Genomic DNA, 26,044 nt, shown 5'->3' with positions numbered 1-26,044 from the left:
CATTAGGACAATATCTTTTTATTGCTAGGGCTAAAGATAAAAAGCTTTACAGTATTAGACAATTAAACAGTAATATAATTAGAATTTAAATGAAAGTTGTCCCGAATTTTCTTTTGATTGATTTCCGAATTTGACAAAGTCAACAGGTTCGTACTGCCCGATATCTGGGTTAAACCTGCGGATATGCACACCGGTGCACATAAAATTCAAGTCTACCGAGCGCAATAGTTTTTTTGCAAATTCGAGTCGCTCTGGCTCCAACCGGCGAGCGATGGTGATATGTGGCTCGTCACTGATCTCGATCAGATCAAACCGACCAAGGACCTGCACAATCTTTCGCACCTTTTCTCTTAGGTAACTGCGGGCATGTAATGAAGGACCAATGTAAAAGGCCCCTCCAGCAAAGGAAGAAAAATGATCAAAATACACATACTGGCTGCGCTCATATAACAGCGCTTGTTGCAACACACCAATTGCCTCTGCCAGGGTACCGTCATTCCCCGCAAAGGCGCAAATGGTCACATGAGCTTTGGAATTGCAGCTGTGGTACCAGCCCTTGTCTTTATCGGGAAATTCTTCTGCCAATGCCCCCCGCAAGCGTTGCTTAAAACCATCTACCAATATTAATCCAGCTTCATCAGGCTGAAAAACAAACGAATATTTACTGACACTACCCTCCATAACAAAAAATCACTTTTTGATCAGTAGGTAAGATACCAAATACGATGGAGATAACAAAACGGCATCAATCATATGCCTGGCCTTTGGCCCAGCGATTGCAGTAGTTCCGGTCGCGTTGAAGAGCCTACCACCCAATTCCATAATCTTCCCCATTATTGCTGCTACCACCCCAGAGCGTGCCATGCTGCTGATCGAAATAGATCGCATTGATCGGACCACTGTTACGCTCGCCCAATTGTATGCTGTAGCCCATCTTCTCAAGCTTTTCGATGACTTCCTTGGCTGTACGTTTATCGAGCAGCAAACTTCCCGCGCGCGGTTTTCGGTCATCCAATTTGGTGCCACCCAAAGAAAGCCACAGCTGATTGCTGTTGATATTAGGGGCTTCACTGGCTTGTTGCGGCGTCATACCGAACTCGACCGTGTTTAGAAAGAACTGAAGGAGGTTTTGGTCTTGTGTGTCGCCACCTTGCACCGCAAAAGAAAGATACGGTTTTCCATCTTTTAGGGCTAAGGATGGAGTAAGCGTTACACGTGGCCTTTTACCTGGAGCGACTACATTAAACGGATTGATCAAGGAGTCGAGCACAAAGCTTTGCAAGCGTTGGCTCATGCCTATTCCCGTATTTCCTGCTACACAGGCCGGTAACCAGCCTCCACTTGGTGTAATCGAAACAACCCAGCCTTCTGCATCCGCTGCCTCCACACTTGTCGTACCACGCAGTAGCCGATCCATATAAACGCTATCTGGTGCCGCTGATGCCCAACGAACTGTATCTCGCATGGACTGCAGGGATGGTGCAAAACTCACATCGTGTTTGGGTACAAAATCCTTCTTTGATTCGGTATTCGGCATGAATTGTTTGCTCCGTTGCTGAAGCAGGCTGGTAAAAGGATTCTGCTTACCTTCATAAGGGTATGGATCACCGGGAAGTACCTGTGGATTATTATGCTGTGGGTCAATAGTGGCCGCCCGCGCCTTGGCATAGGAATCGCTTAGCAGGCCGCGAATAGGTGCTTTAGGTTTGAAATAGGGATCACCATAATAGAAATCCCGGTCAGCAAAGGCCAGATTCATGACTTGATAAAGCATATGGATATAGGGTGCTGAATTATACCCCATGGCCTTTAGATCAAAATTTTTCAGCAGTTGCAAACTCTGCAACATAGCCGGCCCCTGGGTCCATTCCTGTAATTTATAGACATCAATGCCCTTATAATTGACCTCTAAAGGCTCTTCTTCAATAGGCTTCCAGTTTGCAAGGTCTTCTTTGGTGATTAAGCCCCCCTGCTCCTTGCTCCCCCGGACAAATTCATCGGCTATATCGCCTTTATAGAAGCGGTCATAGGCGGCCATAATCGCTGCTTTTCGATCCTTGCCTGCCGCAATAGCCTTTTTTTCAGCTTCAACAAGCTTGGTTAGTGTCCGGAGCAGATCCTGTTGCACAAAGAGCTCCCCTGCTTCGGGCGCTTCCCGTTCCTGACCTTGATGGACGAGGAAGACTTTTTTGCTGTATGGCCATTCTTTGATGCGCGCTTTACCACGTTCAATACTGTTGGCTGTCTGCGCATCAATGGGGTAGCCCGCGGCCATTTCTAGTGCTGGTGCCAGCACTTCGGCCAAACTTTTCGTTCCATATTGCGCCAGCATATAACATAAGCCACCGGGGGTACCTGGGGTAACGGCGGCAAGGGGACCGTATTCGGGCGGGAACTCATAACCTTTTGATCGAAAGAAATCAACTGTAGCTCCAGTCGGAGCGACCCCTAAGGCATTGATGCCAATCACCTTTTTTAATTTGGGGTGATAGATCAACGCCTGCGTCTCACCACCCCAGCTGAGTACATCCCACATGGTGCAGGTGGCAGCAAGCATCGCACAGGCAGCATCTACCGCATTGCCTCCTTGATGGAATAGCCGTGCACCGGCAGTGGCCGCCAACGGCTTTCCGGTAATCGCCATCCAATGCTTACCATGCAATGGGGGTTTCTCAGTGCGTTGTGTCTGTCCCTGAACCTGTGCAAGGTTGGCCAGGACTACTACAAAGGCCGTCAATAGTGTATTTGTATATCTTCTTTTCATCCGTTTCATTATTTAGCTGTTGATTTTCCTATCACAAGACATGCATTGGCCCAGTGTCCGACTGTTTGGTTCCTTTGTATTGTAACATAGGGCTACCGGATCAGGTTAGCGCAATACAGTATTTGCACGATTTATCAATGACAAGATAGGAAATTTTTAAAAACCAAAAACAAAAAGCCCATACCAACCGAAGTTGATATGGGCTCTCTTTACGGCCTTTTTGACTATGGACCTACCAATAAACTGAATACAAAGCTGTTACCAATAAGGCAACAATCAATGTTCCGATCAAAAATGCTTTATGTGGTTTAAACATTGTCGTGTCCACTTCCAAACCGGAAGGCACTACACCACGCTTGTTGTCAATCAAACTGATAATGATCATACCGACAATACAAATGGCAAAGACAAAGCCCATGCGGTCCAAAAACGGAATTTCGTAAACTCCAGTTGTCGGATTTGGAATTGAAAACCCCGTCGAAGCCAAGAAAGAAAGATCTGCCCAATCCGGTAATTTTTTGAAAATAATGGATAAGATAAATCCGCCGATCGTCGCAAATAAGGCTGCATTTGAGGTCGTCTTTTTCCAGAAGAATCCTAAGATAAACATGGCAAAGATACCTGGTGACACAAATCCCGTGTACTCTTGGATATATTGAAATCCACCCTTCTTGTCGATACCCAAATGTGGCGCGATGATCACGGCCAGAATCATGGCAACAACAACAGTTAGTTTACCAATATTGACCAATTTCTTGTCAGTAGCCTCTGTATTGAATACTTTCTTATAAATATCCAGCGAAAAGATTGTGGCGATGCTATTTGCCTTGCCCGCCAATGAAGCAACTACCGCAGCAGTCAGTGCTGCAAACGAAAGTCCTTTCAGACCTGACGGCAATAGATTCAATAAAACAGGATAAGCATGATCTGGGTTTACCTCGCCATGTTGCATCATTTCATTTTGGAATAATCCATCTTTCCACATCACATAAGCGGCAATACCCGGCAATACCACAATAATCGGCATCAGCAATTTCAAGAATGCAGCAAACAAAATTCCGTTACGAGCAGTCTTTAGATCAGCGCCTAATGCACGCTGTGTGATATACTGATTACAGCCCCAATAGTTCAGATTTACAATCCACATACCACCGATCAGAACCGTAAGTCCCGGTAAATCCAGGTAGTTCTCGTTTTTACGATCCAGGATCATATGGAAGTGGTCAGAAGCTTTCTCCGTCATCAGGTGATAGCCCTGTAATATACCCGAACCACCGTAATGTTCTGATACCAGATTCAATGCCAAATAGGTTGTTGCCAAACCACCCAACACCAAAAAGAATACTTGAATAATATCCGTATACCCAATCACCTTCATACCGCCCAAGGTAATGATAACGGCAAAAATAGCAATAGCATACATACATGCTTCCAGACTAATACCCGAGATACTGCTGACGGCAATGGCTCCCAAATAAAGGATAGAAGTCAGGTTGACCACAACGTATAACAGTAACCAAAAAACGGCCATAATCATGGCGACAGTACCATTATATCGCTTATGCAAGAATTGGGGCATGGTAAAGATCTTGTTTTTGAGGTAGACCGGTATAAAAAACACCGCAACCACAATCAAGGTAATCGCTGCCATCCATTCGTAAGTCGCAATCGCTAGTCCCATCTTGAAGCCCGAGCCACTCATACCAATAAATTGCTCCGCAGAAATATTGGATGCAATCAGGGAGGCTCCAATGGCCCACCAAGTCAGGGATCCTTCAGCAAGGAAATAATCCTTCGAGCCTACAGATTCAGACTTCTTACGATAATACACCCATAATCCATAGCCTGCAACAATGACAAAGTATATCAGGAAAACGATGTAATCTTTTGTACTTAAATAATTATTCATGTGTTGGTAATTGGTTTAATTTGATCGCCTAATATAGAAATATTTTGAATAACTATATATATCTATTGATCAAATTTTCTAAATACTCCTGTCTACCACTAATCGTTTGCGGTTCACCTAACTCAACTGCTAAATCCCTTAAGCGTTCTAAGGTCAAGGTTCCTTGCTCAAAAGAAGCCCCATTGCCACTGTCGAAGGAAGCATAACGATCGGCCCGTATTTTGCGGTATTCAGAGTCTTCCAAGATGCGTTCGGCGGTAAGCAAAGCCCTTGCGAAAAGATCCATTCCACCGATATGTGCATAGAATAAATCTGCAGGGTCAGTTGAATTGCGGCGTATTTTGGCATCAAAATTAACACCTCCACCCTGGAAGCCGCCACCTTCTAAAATGATCAGCAAGGATTCAGTCAATTCATTGATATCATTCGGAAATTGATCGGTATCCCAGCCATTTTGATAATCACCTCGGTTGGCGTCAATGGAGCCTAATTTTCCAGCATCAATCGCGACCTGCAGCTCGTGCTGGAAGGTATGTCCTGCTAAGGTAGCATGGTTTACTTCAAGATTGAGTTTGAAATCGTCCAAAAGATCATATTGTCTTAAGAAACCCAACACCGTGGCCGCATCGTAATCATATTGGTGTTTGGTCGGTTCACATGGCTTTGGTTCGATAAAGAATGTGCCTTTGAAGCCATTTTTACGCGCATAATCCTTCGCTAGGTGTAAAAACTTGGCAAGATGCTCCTGTTCACGTTTCATATTGGTATTGAGCAGGCTCATATAACCTTCTCTTCCACCCCAGAACACATAGTTTTCACCACCAAGGGCAATTGTTGCATCCAATGCAGCTTTTACCTGTGCAGCACCATGCGTCAATACCTGAAAATCTGGGTTGGTTGCCGCTCCATTCATGTAGCGCTTATGGCTAAAAAGATTGGCTGTACCCCAAAGCAGTTTGATACCACTCGCTTGCTGTTTCTCTTTGGCGTAATCCACGATTGTTGCCAATCTTTTTTCATTTTCCAGCACATTGTCGGTATAATCTACCAAGTCCACATCATGAAAACAGTAGTATGGAATATTCATTTTGCTGATAAATTCAAAAGCGGCATCCATTTTGTCCTTTGCACGTGTGATCGCATCTGTGCTCTCATCCCAAGGGAATTTGTGCGTAGGACCGCCGAACGGATCCGAACCATCACCATTGAACGAGTGCCAATAGGAACAGGCAAACTTAAAATACTCTTCCATGGTTTTACCCGCAACCACTTGCTTCGGGTTATAATAACGAAAAGCAAATGGATTTTTACTTTCTTTTCCTTCAAATTCGATCTGTGCGATCCCTTTGAAAAACTCTTTTTGTCCTTTAATAATATTCATTTTTATTTGGTATTGATTTTAATTTTTAATATTTCCTTCCATTGTTGATAATTTTCTTCGTATTGTTCCACATATTGGGGCTCCACGGTATACACAGGTTTCAGGGACTTAAAAGCTTCCGTGAAATTCGCATAATAGCCACTACCGATTCCTGCTCCCATGGCTGCCCCAACACTGCCGTCATGATCATATACCTCTACAGGAACGTTGGTCGCTCCTACGAATGCGTCGCGGAATACCGGACTTAAAAATAAATTGGCATTGCCGGCACGGATCATCTGTGGATACAGGCCATTCTCACGCATAATATCCAAGCCATAGCGAAAGGCAAAGGCAATCCCTTCCTGAATAGCCCGTAAGATATCGGATGTTTCATGTCTATTCAGGTCAATGGATGAGATCGAAGCTCCTACCAGTTGGTTATTCAACATGCGTTCGGCGCCATTACCAAAGGGAATAACCTGCAAGCCTTTACTTCCAATCGGCGAAGTAGCGGCCATGGCATTGATCTGATCATAGGATAAATCTTTTCCCAAAAGTTTCCTGCCCCAGCTGTTCATAATCCCAGTGCCATTGATACAAAGCAACACGCCGGTCCGAATCTCATCATTCCGATAGTTGACATGGGCAAATGTATTGACTCGGGATTCCCGATCGGCAATCAGCTGATCGCTCACACCGTATATGACACCGGAAGTGCCCGCTGTGGCTGCTACTTCACCGGGCTGTAATACATTCAATGAAAGCGCATTATTGGGTTGATCTCCGGCCTTATAGTTGATGGTCACTGTGGATGAAAGCCCCAGTTCTTCGGCCACTGCTTTCTTGATTTGACCATGCTCGGCAAAAACAGGTAATATTGACGGAATCAGCTTGGGATCAAAACCGTAATAGTCCATCAGCGTAGTTGACAGCTCATTTTGTTGAAAATCCCAAAACACACCTTCCGATAATGCAGAAATGGATGTACTGATCGTCCCCGAAAGTTTCATGGCAATAAAATCGCCCGGAAGCATGATCTTATCAATTCGCTGATAGATTTCGGGCTCATTCGCCTTAACCCAAGCCAGCTTGGAAGCGGTGAAATTACCCGGAGAATTGAGATGGTGCTTCAGATTGAATTCTTTTCCGATCTCTTCAAACGCTTTATTACCCAAGGTAACAGCCCTGCTGTCACACCAGATAATTGCATTGCGCAATACCTGCTGATTTTTGTCGACGACAACAAGTCCATGCATTTGATAGGCTATACCTATCGCCGTAATTTGTTTCGGATCGTACAGTCCCGTGGCATTTGCCTTGGATAATGCCTGCTTGAAATAGGCCCACCAATCCAGGGGATCCTGTTCCGCCCAATTGGGTTGTGGCGAATTAATCGCAGCTTCAACAGCAGGATACTGCGCCGAACAGACTTTTCGTTGTGAGGATGCTTCGACAATCGAAACTTTGACCGAAGAAGTACCAACATCTATACCTAAAAAATACATCTGATTTTTTTAAACTGGTTATTTAAAACAATAAGCGGAAACAACATTGCAACCGGTTGCATAAAAGTAGGATATGTTTCTGAATTTTCCAAAATATTCAATAAAATTATTTACTTTGGGGCGTGAATAAAAAAACAACGATTTATGATATTGCACGAGCGCTTGGAATCACGGTTTCAACGGTGTCCCGTGCTTTGAATAATGTACCTACGATCAGTGATGCTACACGGCAGCTGGTCCTGGCGAAGGCGAAAGAGCTCAATTACAGTGTTAATAAAATTGCTTCTTCACTCTCTTCGGGCAAGTCCAATACCATTGGTGTTATCGTGCCTACGATGCAAATCCATTTTTTTGCAGAAGCTGTTCACAGTATTGAAAAAGAATTAAAGAAACATAATTATAGCCTGCTGCTCTATCAGTCGAACGAATCCTATATGGATGAAGTAAATGGCGTAAAGACCTTATTGGAGGCACAGGTTGACGGAATCATCGCTTCCCTTTCTCTGGAAACCCAACAAATTGAACATTTTCAAGAAGTTATCAAACAAGGCAAGCGCTTGATTATCTTTGACCGTACACATAAGGATATTGCGGCTCCTGTCGTCAAGCTGAATGACTTTGAAGCAGGCTATCTCGCAACCAGGCATCTGATCGAGCAAGGTTATAAAAAAATTGGATTTGTCACCACCAACAAAGAAATTGCTATTTTTCAGGATCGTTTTAGTGGTTTTGAAGCTGCTTTGAAAGAAGCCCGTCTCCCTCAGCTGGATGAGCTCATTGTCCGGGGTGAGCTTTCTATTGAAGCGGGAGTAAAAGGAACTCAGCAAATCTTGCAATCTTCCATTAAGCCGGATGCCATTATTGGTGGAGACGACTTTACTGCTGTGGGCATAATTCAAGCACTTAAAGCCGCCAACATCGATATCCCCGAAACGGGTGTGATTGGTTTTGCGAATCAGACTTTCTCTTCGTTTATTACACCGACCTTGTCCAGTATCGATCAACAGGCAAATAAAATGGGTGAAGAATGTGCCAAACTCTTTCTAAAAATGGTCAAACAAAAGGATCCCTATGCGGATATTCAGCAGGTTGTGCTTGATCCGATCCTGATAAAAAGAAAATCTACCGGCGGAATAGACAAATAATTAATACCTTTGCCGAAATTTAAAATAAATGCAAGCCCGGCAGAAGTTTAGAATTCTAAGTATTTGCTTATTATTTGTTGTCCAAGTCCTCTTTTTAGTGGCCATTTTCGTTGAAAACACGAACTCATATATTATCCTGTCTTTCATTGGGTTGCTCTCTTTATTCATGTTGTACAGCTACTTTAAGTCACCTCTACATCATCACATCCATGAATATGAATCAATCAAAATTGCAGTATGGGTACCGATAGGGGCTATCGCCTCATATTACTTTAACCAAATTTTTGGTCTTGGCCCTGTCCTGGGCGCCGCACTGACGGGAACATTAGCATCGTTTATCCCGAATATCAACAAAGGCTCCAGCTATCTCGCTCATCTTCCCGCGGCCATCTATTGTGGCGCTTTTGTAGGCATGTCCAATTCACAAGTTGCACATGGCTTTTCTTTTATTCTGACCGCAAGCGTGTTCACAGCAGTCTTTCTGGTCATTTCAAAAAGTCTACTCAATGGGGTCGGTGGCAAACTCGGCACATTGGCTTTTTTAGGTGTTTCACTAACCTATTTATTGCTCTATCTTTTCAAATAACATGGAAACATTCATTCTATACCTTGTCGGAATTATTGGAAGTACAGCGACATACTATGTCAATACCCGATACAAACAGGGGGCTGTGCGATCCTCTGCCCTATTGACGTTGATCGTATCTGGTTTCTTATACTTCTTTCCACAGCTATTGTCCAGGTATCTAACACAATATATTCCGGCCGTATTTATCGGAGCATCCTTTATCGGTATGGTTTCCAAAACACAGCTCTCTACTTATTTTGGCCTCGGCTTAGCGGGTGTGATCTTCACGACCATCTTACTCAATACTAGCAAGTTTTTCAATGGCTATGGCGGTGCATTGGGAACATCGGCCTGTATATCGCTGCTCGTGGTATTGAGTATCCCCTATTTTAAATCACCCAGAAAAATGACGGTCGGTTTTCTACAATTACGCAAAACAATCTTAAAAAAAGGGCGCAGGAGAATGAGAAGAGGCACTGATTTATCGAAATAAGACTTAGATTTGTCAAAATAATATAGGTAGATTTACTGCATCAATGCGAACGGAATTATGCAATAATACCATCGAATTTAACGCAAATAGACCTATTGCAATTATGTAACAGAATTTAATGTAATTATAGGGCTGAATTTACTGCAATAACTAGTATAACCACATGAAACCATTCTTTTTTTTCTTCCTCATTCAGATCTTTCTGACCGAAACTTTATCCGCACAAAAAAATACGATTCAGCTGTTGAATCAAGAACGGAACAGCAGCTATCGTGGATTGAGCGTCGTCGATGATCAAACAATCTGGGTCAGTGGAAGCAATGGCACAGTCGGCCTGAGCACCGATGCCGGAAAAAACTGGCAATGGGTGAACCCCATTGGTTATGAAAAGATCGACTTTAGGGATGTTGAGGCCTTCGATGAAAATGAGGCGCTCATTATCTCTGCTGGTTCTCCGGCTTTAATACTTCGCACGACTGACGCGGGCAGAAGCTGGAAAGAGGTTCTGAAAGATACTCGTCCCGAAATATTCTACGATGGATTCACCTTCACTCCCAAAGGTATTGGAATCGCATTTGGTGATGCTATCAATAGAAAGATGCCTCTATTGAAGACGATAGATTTTGGACAGACCTGGAAGGATATATCCGTCAACCTAACATATACCATTGCGGATGGCGAGGCTGGTTTTGCAGCCAGCGGTACCTCTATCTTTAGTCTGCCGACGGGGGATTTCTGGATCGCAACAGGCGGAACGGTGTCAAATATTTACAGCAGCAGCGATCAAGGCGAGACCTGGCAGCGTTACAGCTGCCCAATCGTTCAGGGACAAAATACTACCGGGCCTTTTTCCATTGCATTTCGTTCGCCAAAAAACGGCATCGTCGTCGGTGGAGATTACCGGAATGACAGAAACAGCGAAAAAGCCTGTTTTCTGACCCATGATGGTGGCAAAACCTGGCAGGCATCAAGTCAGCCCATATCGGGCTTTAAGTCAGCAGTGATTTATCTTTCAAGCAAACAGCTGATCTGCACCGGAACCTCTGGAACTGACCTGTCAGATGATCAGGGAAAAACATGGCATAACATTTCCCCAGAAAGCTACAATGCGGTACAAAAAGCAAAAAAAGGGAAAGCTGTTTTTCTGGCCGGGGATAAAGGAAAAATAGCAAGGTTGGTCCAATAGGTCAACCTTGCTATTTTTTGAGCTTCCTGGCTTTTGGTACCGGATGTGAGGGACCTGAAGTCTTTTTTCCGGTTAATCAGCTTATCTGCGTGACAGCCGCGACTCTTCCAGATCTAAAGAATATTCCAGTTCTTTGATTACATCGCTATCATATTCTTTGCTCTCTTTCATCTTCGCTAATCCATCGCGACGCAAAGCAAGAATTTCCAGCATAATTTTGTTATATAATCCCCGTACAGCTGAGAGTTGCGCCCGGGTATCCTCTTCCTTAGCACGTTCGGAAGCATTCACACTACGGATAAGCTGCTCTTTCACCCGTGCTATCGTTTCAGACTCCATCATTTCCTTGGCATAATGCTTGTCGAGATAAGCAATACAATCCTTGCCGAGCCTGACACGGATCTCATCAATCTGTTCTTCGACTGACACCTGCTCATCAACTTCATCAATTTTTATTAATTTAATCAACAGGGGCAATGTAAGCCCTTGAAAGACCAAGGTGACCAAGATCACCACAAAAGTGATAAACAAAATAAGGTTACGATGAGGAAAAGCTGTACCGTCATATAAGGTCAGGGGAATGGCCAGGGCTGAGGCAAGCGAAACAACGCCCCGCATACCGGCCCAACCTACGACCAAAGGCAGCTTCCATCCAGGACCTTTTTCTTTGGTCCGGACACGTTTGAACAATAAGCGTGGCACAAAGGCAGAAAGATAGACCGCTACCAAACGTAGTACAATGACAATAACGCAGATCGCTAGGGAATAATCGATGGCTTCTTCCATGGAATATTCACCCAGGCCATTAATGATGACGGGAAGTTCGAGCCCGATTAGGATAAAAACAAAGCCATTTAACAGAAAGCCCACGGTTGCCCATACCTCCTTGGTTTGAATACGAGTATGATAATTTAAGTAGTCACCTGCCCGGAAGGAAAGGAATAAGCCGCCACTGACAACTGCCAGAACTCCTGACCACTCAAAATGCTCGGCGACGATATACATCAAGTATGGGGCAATCAAGGTGATGGGCGTTGATATGCTGGAGGACTTGGCTACGTAACGCAAAAAGAAGTATAAGATATGGCCAATGACAAGTCCAACAACAACACCCATGACGGACAGGACAAGAAATTGCGTTGTTGCTGTTCCCATTGCAAATTGGCCCGTTAGAATAGCGATAGACGCAAACCGAAAGACCGTCAAAGAGGCCGCATCATTAACCAGGCTCTCTCCTTCCAGGATCGTAATGCCGCGTTTAGGTATACTCACTCCCTTTAACACCGAACTTGCAGCGACAGCATCTGGTGGAGAAATTATACCGCCCAGCAAAAAGCCCAGCGCTAAGGTAAACCCCGGAATAATACTTACGGAAAAATAGGCAATCGCCAAGGAAGTGAAAAAGACGAGGCCGAATCCCATAATAAAAATAGACCGGCGCCATTTCAAAAAATTCCCCCAATTGGTATACCAGGCTGCTTCAAAGAGTAATGGCGGTAAAAATACCAAAAAAACAATATCAGGATCTATACTGATTACCGGTGCTCCAGGAATGAGGGAAATACCCAACCCACCAATAACCAATAAGATGGGATAAGATATCTTTAACCGTTGGCTGAGTACAAATAACATCGCCATAAAGAAAAACAGCACCATGACCAGCAGTAGGTTATTATGTATCTTTTGTCCCAGCTTTCCATCTACGGCAGATTTAACATCCTGATAAGGTGCAAGCAGCGATAGGCTATACTGCCTGATCTTCCAATCATCAGCAATCTTGCTCATGACACCAGTGCCGCGAAAGAATTTGGTATTGATGTTAAAGGTTTCATCAAACCAGGCAATCGTACTATCGGCGTTAAAACGGATATCCCTATGCTGATAAGTATAGTTCCATCCGTATTTAGGATTAAAATACCGTTCTGAGAAAGCGTCGCTATGGTTTTTATCCCAACGTTCTTGCCGGTCTGTGCCCAATATCACTGCATCCGCTGCCAGCGAGTTGACAAAAGGACCAAACTTAACTTCACCAGAAGATTTATGCCAGGCATCCAAAGTCGCATTGATCGTATCTACCGGCCCCTGCGCCTTTAAAGGAACCGTAAATAACACCAGACAAAAAAAACAACAAACTGTAATAAACGTCTTTTTAATCATAAATTATGATACATATTTTTAATTTGTGGAGATATTGCTCCATGTAGATCATAAAACAAAAAGCTGCAAATGCAGCTTTTTGTTTTATTTAATTATTTCTTCGATCTCGCGAATAATCTTTTGTGCAATCTGTTCAGCTGCTTCAGGTGTTGGCCCTTCGGAGTAGATCCGAATGATTGGCTCGGTATTGGATTTACGTAAATGCACCCATTCATTTTCAAAGTCTATTTTCAGGCCATCAATTATACTGTGCTCTTCGTTTTGATATTTCTCTTCCATTTTAGCTAATAGATGATCAATATCCAACTCTGGTGTCAACGTGATCTTATTTTTGGACATGAAATATTGTGGTAGTGAAGCGCGGTACTCCGAAGCTTTCTTGCCCAATTTAGCCAAGTGCGTCAAGAAAATAGCCACACCTACCAAAGCGTCGCGGCCATAATGCGATGCGGGATAAATGACACCACCATTGCCTTCACCACCAATTACCGCATCCACTTCCTTCATTTTAGTAACCACATTGACTTCACCAACGGCTGCAGCATAATATTCGCCGCCATGCGCTTTGGTCACATCACGCAAGGCACGTGTAGAAGATAAATTTGAAACAGTATTACCTTTTTTATGCTGTAAGAGATAATCCGCAACCGCCACCAGTGTATATTCCTCACCAAATAGCTCACCGTCTTCCATCATAAATACCAAACGATCCACATCTGGATCGACAGCAATGCCTAAATCAGCTTTATTTTCGATTACAGCAGCAGATAAATCGGTCAAATGTTCTTTTAACGGCTCCGGGTTATGTGGAAAATTACCATTGGGCTCGCAATGAATTTTATAGATTGTCTGTACACCAAGCGCATCTAACAATGCGGGGATAAATGTTCCACCAGTACTATTTACCGCATCCAAAGCTACTTTGAAGTTGGCTGCTTTGATTGCCTCTTTATCGACGTATTCCAAGGCTAATACAGCATCTATATGTTTTTGTAAGTAGGAATAGTCTTTGTGTACTGAACCAAGTTCTTCTACTGCTGAAAAATCAAAATCCAGGGATTCTCCGAGGGCCAATACTTCCTGACCTTCCGCATCCGATATAAATTCACCCTTGGCATTTAACAGTTTAAGTGCATTCCATTGCCCTGGATTATGCGAAGCTGTCAGAATAATACCGCCAGCGGCTTGTTCCAAGGGAACAGCAATCTCGACAGTAGGTGTTGTCGACAATCCCAAATCAATCACATCGACACCGATACTTTGTAGTGTTCCGATAACCAGATTGCTGACCATTTCGCCAGAAATACGGGCATCTCTTCCGACCACAATTTTCTTGATTCCACTTTGCTTGACAATGATTGTTCCATACGCAGCTGTAAATTTAACAATATCGATTGGCGTAAGCCCTTCTCCTGCACGACCGCCTATCGTACCACGTATTCCTGAGATTGATTTAATTAAAGTCATTTCCTTTGAATTGATTAACGTGTAAATTTAGCATTATGGCAATAAAATATCGAATTAAAATTATAATTATTGAATATTTAATGTATCTTTGTTGCAACAAAGTTGTTTTTAAAAGAAACAATCGTTTGCAATGAAATTATTTTTACTTTTGAAAAGCGAGTTTTTAAAAGTTTGGGAATTTCATTGTAATCAACAACATTTATGATTCAACAATTAGTACACATCGATCAAGAGATTTTTCTTGCCATCAACCAGGGCTTAAGTAACCCCGTATTCGATTGGCTGTTGCCTATATTGCGTAATCCATACACCTGGGCTCCCTTATATCTTTTCCTGATCATTTTTTTCATCAAAACGTATGGAAAAACGGGTATACTGATTGTAGCAATGACCTTGATTACTTTTGGTATATCCGACGGTATTTCATCTCATTTGATCAAAAAGACAGTTAAGAGAATCAGGCCCTGCAATGATGTGGAGTTTAAGGAGAATGTCAATATCCGGGTACGTTGCGGCTCGGGGTTTAGCTTTACCTCCTCACACGCTGCCAATCATTTCTCCTTGGCTTTCTTCTGGATCGTACTTTTCCGCAGAAGATGGAAATACGTCCTTTGGCTCTGTATTGCCTGGGCATTCCTAATTTCGGTCTCGCAAATCTATGTTGGTGTTCACTACCCTTTTGACATACTCTGTGGCTCAGCGCTGGGCATCCTGGTCGGACTGGCTACAGGCTATTTGTTTAAGCGGTTCGTACCAAGCTTTTTTAAAACTGAACAAGTATAATGAATTCAATTTTATTGATTTTAATTTTATTCATACCTGCATTTGCAAGTGGAATCGCTGTTTTTTTCGTACAGAAAAAAGGAACAAATTTTTTAAAATTGATCCTTTCTTTTAGTGGAGCTTATTTATTCTCCATTACGGTATTGCATTTAATTCCACATGTTTATCAGTCGACGAATACTTCACCCGAGATATTGGGCATCTATGTACTCGCTGGCTTTTTGTTCCAGTTATTCCTGGAACAATTTTCTCAGGGCATTGAACATGGACATATCCATACCGAAAACGAGCATGGCCATCACAGTCATAGTTTTCCAATCGGTATTATGTTTAGCCTATGCCTCCATGCCTTTTTGGAGGGAATGCCGCTAGCAGCAACACATCAAACCGAACTCGCATTGGGTATTTCAATCCATCATATCCCGGCAGCATTTGCTTTAGGCAGTATCCTGATTAGCACACACCTGAAAAAAAATACGATTATCATCACACTTGCCTTATTTGCAGCGATGACGCCATTTGGATTTCTATTGAGTAAAGCCATTAGCGCTGGTGAGGTGGGTAATATACAGCAGTATTTTGATAAGATTATGGCTGTGGTTATCGGTATATTTCTACATATATCCACCACCATATTGTTTGAGTCCGGATCTATCGATCATCATAAATTCAACAAAAAGAAAATGATTGCAGTGATTACCGGAGTGGCCATTGCCTTGGCAAGTTTTGCATTCGCTGGTGAACACGATCATGCGCATGGTCATGGCGAAGGAGACCATGCGCATGATCATGAACATCATGACCATGCACACTAGTTAGCCTCTGAGTTTGTCCAATAACGCACTGAGCTGTATGGCTTCATCTGCTGTGATTCTATCGGATAAGATATCCGTCATCAACATCGGTTCCTCTAGATTTTCAAGTATCTTCAAGCCTTTATCTGTGATAACCAGATCAACAGCACGTTTATCACCATCAGATTGACAGCGGGACACAAGTCCTTTGGTAACCATTCGATCCATCATCCGGGAGATATCGGGCGTTGTGCTCAACATTCTGGATTTAATCAGGTTGTTGGTTGCCGGTTTTGGGTATTGGCCCCGTAGGATACGCAATACATTAAATTGTTTTAAAGTGATCCCCTCTGCGGCTGCCCTTTGTTCAAGTTCATTATTTAACCAATTGTACGTGTATAGGATGTTCACTGTACAACGATGCCATTCATTACTGAATTTACTTGCTTTGATTTCGTCCTCGATTTTCATTTTGGTTGATAATTAATCCCTTTTTAATCGTAAAGATAGCTGATTTTTGTGCTAAATACATAACTATGACATTAGAATCATTCTAAATGACAGAAAATCTGTATATTTGAAGGATATTAAAAAATAGGTAGATGCGTAATAAAAGTAGCTTAGATAAGCTCAAAAAAGGGGAAAAAGCGGTGATTATTGATTTTGATTCGCACGATATTCCAGCCAAATTTTTCGAACTCGGCTTTGTGCCTGGTACAGAAGTAGAAGTGAAACATATCGCACCTTTAGATGGTCCTATATGTTTAAATATTATTGCTAATAACGCCTTGATTGCCATTCGCAAATCAGAAGCTAAAGTCATCCTTATCGATCAGAAATAATGAATAACCCGATTATTGCACTTTTGGGTAATCCAAATGTGGGTAAAACCTCTCTTTTTAACCGGATTACAAAATTAAATCAGAAAGTAGGAAACTATCCTGGCATCACCGTAGAAAAACGTGAAGGCCAAGTTAAAGCTAACAACAGAACCTATCGCATTATTGACCTCCCGGGGACTTACACCTTGTTTCCTAGCTCAATGGATGAAGAAGTCGTCTTCAACACCCTGGTCAACAAAGAAAATAGCTTTAGGCCGAATCTCGTTGTCGTCGTCGCCGAACCGACCAACCTAAAAAGGTCGATCATCTTATATCAGCAGGCACGCGAGCTTGGACTTCCGGCCATCTTTGTCATTAATATGATCGATGAGGCCAAAGAAAAAGGAATAAGCATAGATATCGCAAAGCTCGAGCAGCTACTCAATACAAAAGTATACGAAACAAATGCGCGTACAGGACAGGGAATAGACCTGCTGATCAAAAATTTTGAAGCAGCACCGCCGATGTATATCAGTAAGTTTCAGTTGCCAACAATAGCCAATGAGGCCTTGGATGAAACCAAAAGGCTGTTTCCTTTAGATACAGAATACCATACTTGGCAGTATCTGGCTAAAGGGGAGGTTTCATTTTTATCCAAAGAAAAAAACCTTGCAATTCAGCAAATTCGTGACAAGTACCAGCTAAAAGCGGAGAAACTACAAAAAGAAGAGGCCATCCTTCGGAGCAAATCCTTAGATCATAGCTTATCCGAAATTTATACCAAGGACGATGCATTCAACAAAAATAAAACCAACGCAATTGACAGGATATTATTGCACCCAATCTTCGGTTACCTGATCTTCTTTGGCATCCTCTTCTTGATTTTCCAGGCAATTTATACCTGGTCAGGGCCAGCCATGGACTTTATTGATGGTCTTTTTGGTGATCTTGCGGTGTATACCCAAACGATTTTGCCCGCAGGTCCCCTGACAGATCTGTTGAGCAATGGTATTATCAAGGGTATCGGTGGTATCGTTATCTTTATTCCCCAGATTGTTATTCTGTATATTTTTATTTCCATTATGGAAGAAACTGGCTATATGAGCCGTGTGGTTTTCCTAATGGATCGTTGGCTCAGACCTTTTGGATTAAATGGAAAATCGGTCATTCCGCTGATCTCTGGTGTCGCCTGTGCAGTACCGGCGGTCATGTCCGCACGTAATATTGAAAATGCCAAGGAACGACTGGTCACGATACTGGTTACGCCATTCATGACTTGTTCCGCCCGACTCCCCATTTACATCGTATTGATCGGATTGGTTATCCCTGACACCAAATATGCCGGATTTCAATTGCAGGGTATGGTTTTATTTGTCATGTATCTCCTGGGGATATTTGCCGCATTGTTTTCAGCCATCCTGTTGACTAAAATTATTAAATCCAAACACAAGTCCTTCCTCATATTTGAGCTTCCAACATATAAGTCTCCGGACTGGAAAAATGTCGCATTGAATGTATGGGAGAAAACGGCAAGTTTTGTGTTCGGCGCAGGTAAAATCATCTTAGCGATCTCGGTTATCCTTTGGGCACTGGGCAGCTTTGGTCCAAATGACAAATTCAGCAATGCAGAAGCATATGTGACCCAAAACAATCCTAACCTTTCGGCCGAAGATCTTGACCATGAGATATCTTCTTACCGCCTGGAGCATTCCTTCCTAGGCTATCTTGGCATGGCAATTGAACCTGTCGTAGAACCCCTGGGATACGACTGGAAAATGGGAATCGGTTTGATCTCTTCATTTGCAGCAAGGGAAGTTTTTGTGGGAACAATGGCAACCGTATATAGTCTTGGCGATGAAGTGGATATTGAAGATGAAGCTACGAAGACAACCGTATTAAGCAAAATGCGGAGCGAAATTAACCGTAACACGGGCTTACCGGCCTATAATTTTGCTTCAGGCATATCGCTGCTTTTATTCTATGCTTTTGCCATGCAATGTATGAGTACAATAGCAGCCGTAAAAAGAGAAACAGGTTCGTGGAAATGGACCTTAATTCAAGTTGGTTTTATGACAGGCCTGGCTTATTTCAGTGCCTTGATTGCGTATCAACTATTAAAATAAATTGACACGTTGTGCAAGTGCTATCGTCTGGACTTTCACAACCTTTAAAAATTAAAAATCATGGATAATTTAACAGTACAATATCTCATCGTTGGAATTTTGGTGTTAGCGGCTGTATGGTATGTCTTTAGAAATGTCCGCAAATCGCTGAAAGGTAAATCAAGTTGCTCCAAGGGTTGTGGATGCAGCTGTGGAACAGTGGAAAAACCACAAAAAGCAAATTAATTTATCTTTTACTGTATCATTTACAAACAAAATTTCGTTCTCAGGTAGAGTGGCCAAAAATCACACTAGCTACGAACAAAAGAAACGCTATCATTCTCATGGTAGCGTTTTCCATTAAAAAGCATCTTTCAACAGAATAAATAAACTTCACCTCCCGATTTCAGCAAAAAGCAAAGCCGAAGGTGCATAAAATACCTAAGTGTTTTGTTAACTTTATGCGCTTAGGTCAAAATACCATGATAACAAAAGCAATAATTTGTGGTACTTTGCAGCTAAACTGCTTTGTCTATCCGCGGTAAACAGGAGAGAACTAAAAAGCTAGTACCAACATAAATAAGTAACCGTATTAACCATACAAATGGAGAAACAGAATAACAAGGATTCGAAACAATTAAAAAGGGGACTTCAAAATAGACATATTCAGTTGATCGCTCTGGGCGGCGCCATAGGGACTGGACTATTCCTAGGAATCGGAAAAGCAGCGACTCTCGCGGGGCCAGCAGTAATACTTGGTTATGCCTTTGCAGGAATAATAGCTTTTTTCATTATGCGGCAATTGGGAGAAATGGTCGTTGAAGAACCAGTTTCGGGAAGCTTCAGTTACTTCGCCAATAAATATTGGGGGGCTTTTGCCGGTTATGCTTCCGGCTGGAACTACTGGGTGCTTTACATATTAGTGAGCATGGCTGAGTTAACCGCTATCGGTGTATATGTCCAATTCTGGTGGCCGGAAATCCCATTATGGGGATCGAGTTTATTTTTCTTCTTTGCCATTAATGCGTTGAACCTTGCTTCTGTAAAAATTTATGGTGAGACCGAATTTTGGTTTTCGATCATTAAGGTTGTTGCCATTATCGCCATGATTGTATTTGGTGTCTACCTCTTGGTCAGTGGCACAGGTGGGGAGCAGGCAAGCCTTAGCAACCTGACATCTCATGGCGGCTTCTTTCCCAAAGGCTGGTTTAACCAGACGAGTGATGGAAGCTATGAAGGACTGCTATCGGCCATGGCACTGATCATGTTTTCCTTTGGTGGACTGGAATTGGTCGGTATTACCGCAGCAGAAGCTGAACACCCTGAAAAAAATATCCCAAAAGCCACCAATCAGGTGATCTATCGGATCCTAATCTTTTACGTCGGTGCGCTAATTATCCTATTTTCGCTCACACCGTGGACAAATATCACAGCCGATACCAGCCCCTTCGTTCTGGTATTTGACAAACTCAATGGTTTTGAGTTTACCCTATTCGGAAAAACATTCCAGTTCACAAAAATTATAGCCAACGCACTCAACCTGATTGTTCTTACTGCGGCGTTATCTGTCTATAACAGTAGTGTATATAGCAATAGCAGGATGCTCTTTGGACTCGCTGAGCAGGGTAACGCACCAAAGTTTTTATCCAAACTCAACAAAAACCACGCACCTATAAATGCTATTTTGGTTTCGGCAGTGTTTGCTGCAATCTGTGTTTTCATCAATTATGTCGCTCCAAAGAATGCTTTGGAGATCCTGATGTCGCTGGTCGTATCTTCGCTGATCATCAACTGGGTGATGATTTCAATCACACACTTATATTTCAGAAAAAACAAACTCAATGTACTTGTAAAAACGAAATTCCCCTCGTTTCTATATCCATTGAGCAATTATATCTGTCTGATCTTTCTGATCGCTGTACTGGGCATTATGTGGGTAACAGGCATGAAATTGCCGGTTGAACTGATCCCTGTTTGGCTCCTATTATTATATGTGAGTTACGTTATAATCAAAAGAAAGAAATAGTAGTTTACTGAACCTTGATCTAGCAATAAAAGAAGCCTTATTCATTGCATGAATAAGGCTTCTTTACTAAAATTTAATTCGAGTATTCCTTCTCGAGAATAGCAAATTCATAATTGTCGCTCCAACCATCTTTTAACGGTAAAATTTCCCGTCTGTGGGCTTCCTTGATCATACCGACTTTCTCCATTACTTTAGCGGAAGCGATATTTCCAACAGCACAACCGCCTTCAATTCTATGAAAATTAAGTTCCTTGAAACCAAAAGTCAGGATTCGTTTTAATGCTTCTGTTGCATAACCTTTATTCCACATTGCCGGAAGAAGCTTAAACCATACTTCAGCATTCCGGTACTGCGGTTTAACAACACTGATATTTATTAGACCAACAAGTTCCTTTCCTTCAATAGTTTCTATATAAAAGGTATAATCCTTTCTAGCATCAGATTCATTAATTTGTGCTGACCAGGCAGCTACCATTTGCTCCGTATGTGCTATGCCATCTGGCAATCCACTCGGATTAAATAATGCTGTTTCAGGACACATTAATAGGGAATGAATCTTTTCCAAATCTATTTTCTTTACGGCTCTGAGTTTGAGCCGCGCCGTTCTAATTTCCATTTTTAAAATTACACAAATAGCCTAAATTTCGGTGGTCATTTGGCGATAATAATTAAAATAAGCCCAGTTGCGTACCTGCATCTGGTAGGCGAAATAAGTCTTTCCGCAAGGAAGGCAAGGCGCCATTTCCCATATATTTTTTTACTGACAATTTAAACAGATGCTGCAGGCTCTCAGCCATATTGCCATCCCCTTTTATCCGTCTTCCGAAATCAGTGTCATTAATCTTTCCTCCATGACAAGCCTCGATCCAATGCAATACCTTTTCAGCACGATCCGGATAATTCTGATACAGCCAATCTTTAAAGATACCACCGATCTGTCCATTGAGCCGCACAATCGTATAAGAGGCCGTAATTGCTCCAGCGTCTGCTCCCGAACGAATCAAATCTGAAATCTCATCGCTATTGATTCCCGGAACGATGGGTGCCATCATTAGCATTACCGGTACACCTATCCCCGTCAATCCCTCGATCAGTTTTAACCGCGCTGACGCAGTAGCGGTCCTGGGCTCCATCTTCTGCCGTACCTCTTCACGTAGCGAATTAATGGTCACGGCAACGGATACCAGGTTTAATGCAGCAAGTTCGCGCAAGAGATCAAAATCCCGCCGCATCAATACATTCTTGCTGATAATGGAAACGGGATTCCTGTATTTAAGCATCAATTCTAAAAGCGAACGTGTGATGCCAAGTTTTCTCTCGATAGGTTGGTAGCAATCCGTATTGCCGGATAACATAATCAAATCAGGTTGATAGCTCGACTTCCGAAACTCATGCTCCAAGAGCTGCGCCGCATTATGCTTGACCAGGATTTTGCGTTCAAAATCCAGTCCTGCACTAAAGCCCCAGTATTCATGCGAATTGCGGGCATAGCAGTAAATACAACCGTGCTCGCAGCCCTGATAAGGATTAATAGACCTTTCAAAGCGCAGGTCCGGGCTATTGGATTTGGAGATAATGGACTTCGGATGCGTCGGAATAAATTGTGTTTTTTCGACACCAAGAAATTCCTCATCCAGCCCCTCAATATGTTCTTGTACGTATTGATTGGAAAAAAATTTGTTGTTGGGATTGATCTGTGCCCCTCTACCTTTAAAGTATGATTCTGATGGATCCATAAATCAAAATTACTAAAATAATTAGTAATTTTGATAATAATATTTCATTCTATCTTCTCATTTGAATTAAGTACACAAAAGAGATTAAGCAACAAACAAATTCAAAAATTAACACACAAACTGATAACAGGTTTTAATAAAAATATTGATCCAGAAGTCTCCAAAAAAAGTTTTCTTCACTTCCGTATTGCTTCACGACACGATTCCAGACCACCTTATTAAATTGAATCTCGTTACCGAAACTATCCTTGTAAATCCACTTGTCAAATATATCTTTTTCAAGAGAAGCACTGTTATTATCACGCGTGTATTCCAGTCCGCCGCGCATATTTCGTTTAAGCTGCGTTCTGCTACCGTCAAACTCCTCTTTTACATCCATATTGCCGAATATATCCTTCCCTTCTTCTAATTTATAGCCTTTGTTGTCCTCAACAATTATCTTATCAAAAATGTCGATCTTGAAAGTGGCCTTATAATTTGAACGGCGCCGGTTTTCGCGTATTAACCTTTTCATCATCCTGATTTGAGACTCCTTATTCCCCTGCAAACCAGGCGCTATCTTATCAAGATATTTCTTCTCAAATTCCACGTTATTCTTATGGCTGTCCGAAAAAATAAGTTCATCAAAGATACTCTGCTCTAAGCTAGCTGTATACTGTCCATCAGTAGATTTAAATTGGAGATTGCCAAAAATATCGGTATTTATATCTCCGCGCTGTGCGAATAAATAAGTTGATAATAATATTAAAGTTAGCGCAACTAGAATCTTTTTCATATAAACAGAGGCTTTACTTAGATAGACGATTGGAAGCGCATTTGGTTTATTCTATTTGTTACAAATAAAAAAAGAAGACCACATTTTTTCTATAAATTACTTGTCCTAGCAAATGCACGGAAAATTTAGTATAAAAAAGCCAAAAATCCAGACAGATATCACATTACTAAAACCAATTTCTATTCCATCCTTTGCAAGATAGGCATCAGGAATACCTATGATCTGCTTTTTCATTTTGCTTTTCCCACCGACTTCGAAAGTAAAACGTTTATCAATTAAAAAATCAGCTACAGGCGAAATATTTATCTCATGTAATCCCATAAACTGATTTAAGAAAAACGTTTCCCGCACATCTTAGCTCGAAACTCCAACAACAGCTCTTCCATAATTACTCAAATAAAAAGCAATTTCAAGCAATTATTGCTTTTTATTTGAGCAAAAACACCAATCAATTTATTTACTATCAGTATACAACAAAAATCACAATACTAAAAAACGATCATGGATACAATCTAGGCCACTTCTCCATATTCCAGATATAGATTAGATGAGCTGCTTCAATTACCCGTTGAAGATGTGTATGAAACTTGTTCAGATAATTATCGCCCCTAGTATCACCTGCACAGGTATAGTCCATACTCACTAGCAACCACCAATAAAGTGCATCGCGTACATTGGGCAAATTATATGTTTCCCATAATTCATAAAATACCTTTCGCGGTGTATTGCGTTCTTCTTTATTAAGGTAAGTTAAATTGTATGCTTCCCACTGAAACTGTTTTGGGTTATGAGAATTATTAAAATATCCTATAGCATTGTTCATTTCATCCTGATCAGGCATAAAGGTTTTTCCATGCATCTTATAATGATGTCGAAGTTCAGAATCTGGCATCCAATAGCTCTTATCCAGACGGCAAATCATAAAGATACCTTCGATCAAAATCTCTATAAATTCGTAACGAATAAAAGTTTGTAAAGTCTGTTCGTTATTCATGTTATAAGATGGTCTGATTGCAGCCTCTTTCCATTCATCGAGATGTTCTCTCCAAGCTGGGAAATTCTCCCAGCCAAAGAAAAGATTAATTACATTAAAAGGATTTCCTATCTCCTGCGGATGTAATCTCCGCGGAAAATAGTCATAAGGTGTAGGGTTTGCAAATGGCATCGTTATTCTTTTTCTTCTTGTAGAACAATATGAAATAAATAAGCTAATTCAATAAGCTGGGCACAATTCGTTTTTAAGCTTTCTATTATTGCATCGTCGGGAGATGGACTTCGTTTTCCAAAAGATGCTTCAAAACAATCTGATAACAGAGATCTCAAATACCCTAATTCTCTTTTGTATCGAGAAAAAATCCAATTAAGAGCAGATAAAGGCTGTGACCTTTCCTTTACCCCCACATAATTCGTTTGATAATTTAATGATTCAAAAAAAGAAGAGTAAAATGTATTTTCATCAATATTATCATCATCTTTCAACCCAATGCCCCGCCGCTTATACGGTTTAAATACCCAACAAAATTCCGCGATTCTTAAAACAGATATATAAATATTATAAACACGCTTAAAATCAGTAATCTCTTGCCTATGTAAGACAGAATCCAACCACCAAAACATTTCGTTAAGAACTGCTTCAATAGTAGATTTTCTAAATATATCAAACACTACTATCTGTGGACTTATAATTTCGTCGATTGTTAAATGCGACGGATATTCGCCGAAGTTTGCATATAAAAATTTCCTTGAATCCGGGATATAATCTTCATAGCGGTTTACCAAGTAAGCCATTTCTGTTAATTTCTGAAAAAGAACATAGGTATCGTAAACTTCTCCACCATCCATCTCTAGGCAAATACTTTTTGGCAAAAAAGTATATTCCCCCCATTTTGAAAGAAGTTGAATCCAGTCGAGATGAGTTCTATTTTCAAAAATAGACCTGTAAAATGCATAAGGATTTTCAATTTCATCCAAGGACAACCAACGAACCTTCCCCTTAAACCGGTAAACCACTTCCATATAATCATCTTCGCGTCTAAATGGCTTATATTTTTTATCAAATTCCATGTGCAAACAAGAATATTCATCAAAGTAATATGTGCTCTTATAGCTGTAACAAAACTTTGGCCGATATCTTTCTTGATGATTTAACACACTTACGTCACACCCCTTACCGGCATTTTCTTTATAAATTATATATAGCCATGCCAAATCGATCAACCTTCGATTTAACTCTAATTGATATGTCGCATTCGAAAGATATAAATCAGGATAGATTTCGTTAGACATCACGGTTCTTAAAAGCTTATCATTTGCGAGCAAGTGACTTTCGTAATCAGTCGCATCAAAAAAACTCCAATAAAGTGCGAGCAGGCTTTGATAAGTTATATCATGTTTGCTCGTATCCAAATCAATTATTCCAATCTGTTCTAATGTGTTCATAATTTCAAAAG

24 protein-coding genes are annotated in these 26,044 nt (G+C 41.6%); 10 read left to right on the top strand and 14 right to left on the bottom strand.

Going from position 1 to position 26,044, the window contains the following annotated elements; translation table 11 throughout:
• Positions 1-78: 78 nt before the first annotated feature.
• The 5 genes from B4A24_RS19935 to B4A24_RS19915 all read right to left on the bottom strand — a co-directional run bounded on the left by B4A24_RS19935 (position 79) and on the right by B4A24_RS19915 (position 7,541).
• The gene (locus B4A24_RS19935; RefSeq protein WP_293946723.1) at positions 79-681 is read right to left on the bottom strand and encodes a 2'-5' RNA ligase family protein; all 603 of its coding nucleotides are present in this window, start codon (positions 679-681) and stop codon (positions 79-81) included.
• Positions 682-805: 124 nt separating this feature from the next.
• A complete protein-coding gene (locus B4A24_RS19930) occupies positions 806-2,764 on the bottom strand; it encodes a gamma-glutamyltransferase family protein (RefSeq protein ID WP_293946722.1) in 1,959 nt (652 codons plus the stop codon).
• Positions 2,765-2,996: 232 nt separating this feature from the next.
• Positions 2,997-4,673: a sodium/sugar symporter gene (locus tag B4A24_RS19925; RefSeq protein ID WP_293946721.1), complete on the bottom strand. Its 1,677-nt coding sequence runs from the start codon at positions 4,671-4,673 to the stop codon at positions 2,997-2,999.
• A gap of 52 nt (positions 4,674-4,725) precedes the next feature.
• Positions 4,726-6,054, bottom strand: coding sequence for a xylose isomerase (gene xylA / locus B4A24_RS19920; protein ID WP_293946720.1), 1,329 nt, complete (start codon positions 6,052-6,054; stop codon positions 4,726-4,728).
• A 2-nt stretch (positions 6,055-6,056) separates the two neighbouring features.
• Positions 6,057-7,541: a xylulokinase gene (locus tag B4A24_RS19915; RefSeq protein ID WP_293946719.1), complete on the bottom strand. Its 1,485-nt coding sequence runs from the start codon at positions 7,539-7,541 to the stop codon at positions 6,057-6,059.
• A gap of 122 nt (positions 7,542-7,663) precedes the next feature.
• On the opposite strand from B4A24_RS19915, the gene B4A24_RS19910 reads away from it, so the two are divergent.
• The 4 genes from B4A24_RS19910 (at position 7,664) to B4A24_RS19895 (ending at position 10,933) form a co-directional block, all read left to right on the top strand.
• Complete coding sequence (locus B4A24_RS19910) at positions 7,664-8,686, top strand: LacI family DNA-binding transcriptional regulator (RefSeq protein ID WP_293946718.1); 1,023 nt, start codon at positions 7,664-7,666, stop codon at positions 8,684-8,686.
• 166 nt (positions 8,687-8,852) lie between these two features.
• Positions 8,853-9,272 carry a hypothetical protein gene (locus B4A24_RS19905; protein ID WP_293946717.1) on the top strand — a complete coding sequence of 140 codons (420 nt, stop codon included), beginning with the start codon at positions 8,853-8,855 and terminating at the stop codon, positions 9,270-9,272.
• Position 9,273: 1 nt separating this feature from the next.
• A complete protein-coding gene (locus B4A24_RS19900) occupies positions 9,274-9,747 on the top strand; it encodes a hypothetical protein (RefSeq protein WP_293946716.1) in 474 nt (157 codons plus the stop codon).
• Between the two features lie 163 nt (positions 9,748-9,910).
• Positions 9,911-10,933 (top strand): WD40/YVTN/BNR-like repeat-containing protein, encoded by a 1,023-nt coding sequence (locus tag B4A24_RS19895; RefSeq protein ID WP_293946715.1) that lies wholly within the window; start codon positions 9,911-9,913, stop codon positions 10,931-10,933.
• An 81-nt stretch (positions 10,934-11,014) separates the two neighbouring features.
• Here the strand turns inward: B4A24_RS19895 and B4A24_RS19890 are convergent, their stop codons facing one another.
• Positions 11,015-13,090 (bottom strand): Na+/H+ antiporter, encoded by a 2,076-nt coding sequence (locus B4A24_RS19890; protein ID WP_293946714.1) that lies wholly within the window; start codon positions 13,088-13,090, stop codon positions 11,015-11,017.
• A gap of 84 nt (positions 13,091-13,174) precedes the next feature.
• Complete coding sequence (gene glmM / locus B4A24_RS19885; protein ID WP_293946713.1) at positions 13,175-14,557, bottom strand: phosphoglucosamine mutase; 1,383 nt, start codon at positions 14,555-14,557, stop codon at positions 13,175-13,177.
• A 201-nt stretch (positions 14,558-14,758) separates the two neighbouring features.
• Between glmM and B4A24_RS19880 the strand changes: the two genes are divergently transcribed.
• Positions 14,759-15,340, top strand: coding sequence for a phosphatase PAP2 family protein (locus B4A24_RS19880; protein WP_172392688.1), 582 nt, complete (start codon positions 14,759-14,761; stop codon positions 15,338-15,340).
• Complete coding sequence (locus tag B4A24_RS19875; RefSeq protein ID WP_293946712.1) at positions 15,340-16,155, top strand: ZIP family metal transporter; 816 nt, start codon at positions 15,340-15,342, stop codon at positions 16,153-16,155. The genes B4A24_RS19880 and B4A24_RS19875 overlap by 1 nt, the downstream gene beginning before the upstream one ends.
• On the opposite strand, the gene B4A24_RS19870 is transcribed toward B4A24_RS19875, so the two are convergent.
• On the bottom strand, positions 16,156-16,605 hold the full coding sequence (locus B4A24_RS19870; RefSeq protein WP_293946711.1) for a MarR family winged helix-turn-helix transcriptional regulator: 450 nt from the start codon (positions 16,603-16,605) through the stop codon (positions 16,156-16,158). It abuts the gene before it with no gap.
• 131 nt (positions 16,606-16,736) lie between these two features.
• Between B4A24_RS19870 and B4A24_RS19865 the strand changes: the two genes are divergently transcribed.
• The 4 genes from B4A24_RS19865 (at position 16,737) to B4A24_RS19850 (ending at position 21,083) form a co-directional block, all read left to right on the top strand.
• On the top strand, positions 16,737-16,976 hold the full coding sequence (locus B4A24_RS19865) for a FeoA family protein (RefSeq protein WP_165305813.1): 240 nt from the start codon (positions 16,737-16,739) through the stop codon (positions 16,974-16,976).
• A complete protein-coding gene (gene feoB, locus B4A24_RS19860; RefSeq protein ID WP_293946710.1) occupies positions 16,976-19,078 on the top strand; it encodes a ferrous iron transport protein B in 2,103 nt (700 codons plus the stop codon). The genes B4A24_RS19865 and feoB overlap by 1 nt, the downstream gene beginning before the upstream one ends.
• A gap of 60 nt (positions 19,079-19,138) precedes the next feature.
• Entirely contained in the window at positions 19,139-19,303 is a 165-nt protein-coding gene (locus B4A24_RS19855) for a FeoB-associated Cys-rich membrane protein (protein ID WP_293946709.1), read from the top strand.
• 358 nt (positions 19,304-19,661) lie between these two features.
• On the top strand, positions 19,662-21,083 hold the full coding sequence (locus B4A24_RS19850; RefSeq protein ID WP_293946708.1) for an amino acid permease: 1,422 nt from the start codon (positions 19,662-19,664) through the stop codon (positions 21,081-21,083).
• 73 nt (positions 21,084-21,156) lie between these two features.
• On the opposite strand, the gene B4A24_RS19845 is transcribed toward B4A24_RS19850, so the two are convergent.
• The 6 genes from B4A24_RS19845 to B4A24_RS19820 form a co-directional block, all read right to left on the bottom strand.
• Positions 21,157-21,699, bottom strand: coding sequence for a GNAT family N-acetyltransferase (locus B4A24_RS19845; RefSeq protein WP_293946707.1), 543 nt, complete (start codon positions 21,697-21,699; stop codon positions 21,157-21,159).
• 52 nt (positions 21,700-21,751) lie between these two features.
• The gene (locus tag B4A24_RS19840; RefSeq protein ID WP_293946706.1) at positions 21,752-22,819 is read right to left on the bottom strand and encodes a PA0069 family radical SAM protein; all 1,068 of its coding nucleotides are present in this window, start codon (positions 22,817-22,819) and stop codon (positions 21,752-21,754) included.
• Between the two features lie 133 nt (positions 22,820-22,952).
• The gene (locus B4A24_RS19835; RefSeq protein ID WP_293946705.1) at positions 22,953-23,594 is read right to left on the bottom strand and encodes a hypothetical protein; all 642 of its coding nucleotides are present in this window, start codon (positions 23,592-23,594) and stop codon (positions 22,953-22,955) included.
• A gap of 105 nt (positions 23,595-23,699) precedes the next feature.
• The gene (locus B4A24_RS19830; RefSeq protein WP_293946704.1) at positions 23,700-23,915 is read right to left on the bottom strand and encodes a hypothetical protein; all 216 of its coding nucleotides are present in this window, start codon (positions 23,913-23,915) and stop codon (positions 23,700-23,702) included.
• A 178-nt stretch (positions 23,916-24,093) separates the two neighbouring features.
• The gene (locus tag B4A24_RS19825; protein WP_293946703.1) at positions 24,094-24,759 is read right to left on the bottom strand and encodes a hypothetical protein; all 666 of its coding nucleotides are present in this window, start codon (positions 24,757-24,759) and stop codon (positions 24,094-24,096) included.
• Positions 24,760-24,761: 2 nt separating this feature from the next.
• Positions 24,762-26,033: a hypothetical protein gene (locus tag B4A24_RS19820; RefSeq protein ID WP_293946702.1), complete on the bottom strand. Its 1,272-nt coding sequence runs from the start codon at positions 26,031-26,033 to the stop codon at positions 24,762-24,764.
• Between the last annotated feature and the right edge of the window lie 11 nt (positions 26,034-26,044).

It is taken from the genome of Sphingobacterium sp. UBA7249, assembly GCF_002472835.1.
In the GTDB taxonomy this organism is placed as follows: Bacteria; Bacteroidota; Bacteroidia; order Sphingobacteriales; family Sphingobacteriaceae; genus Sphingobacterium; species Sphingobacterium prati.
Note: the sequence above shows the minus strand (reverse complement) of the source record. Positions and strands in the feature narration are given on the sequence as shown.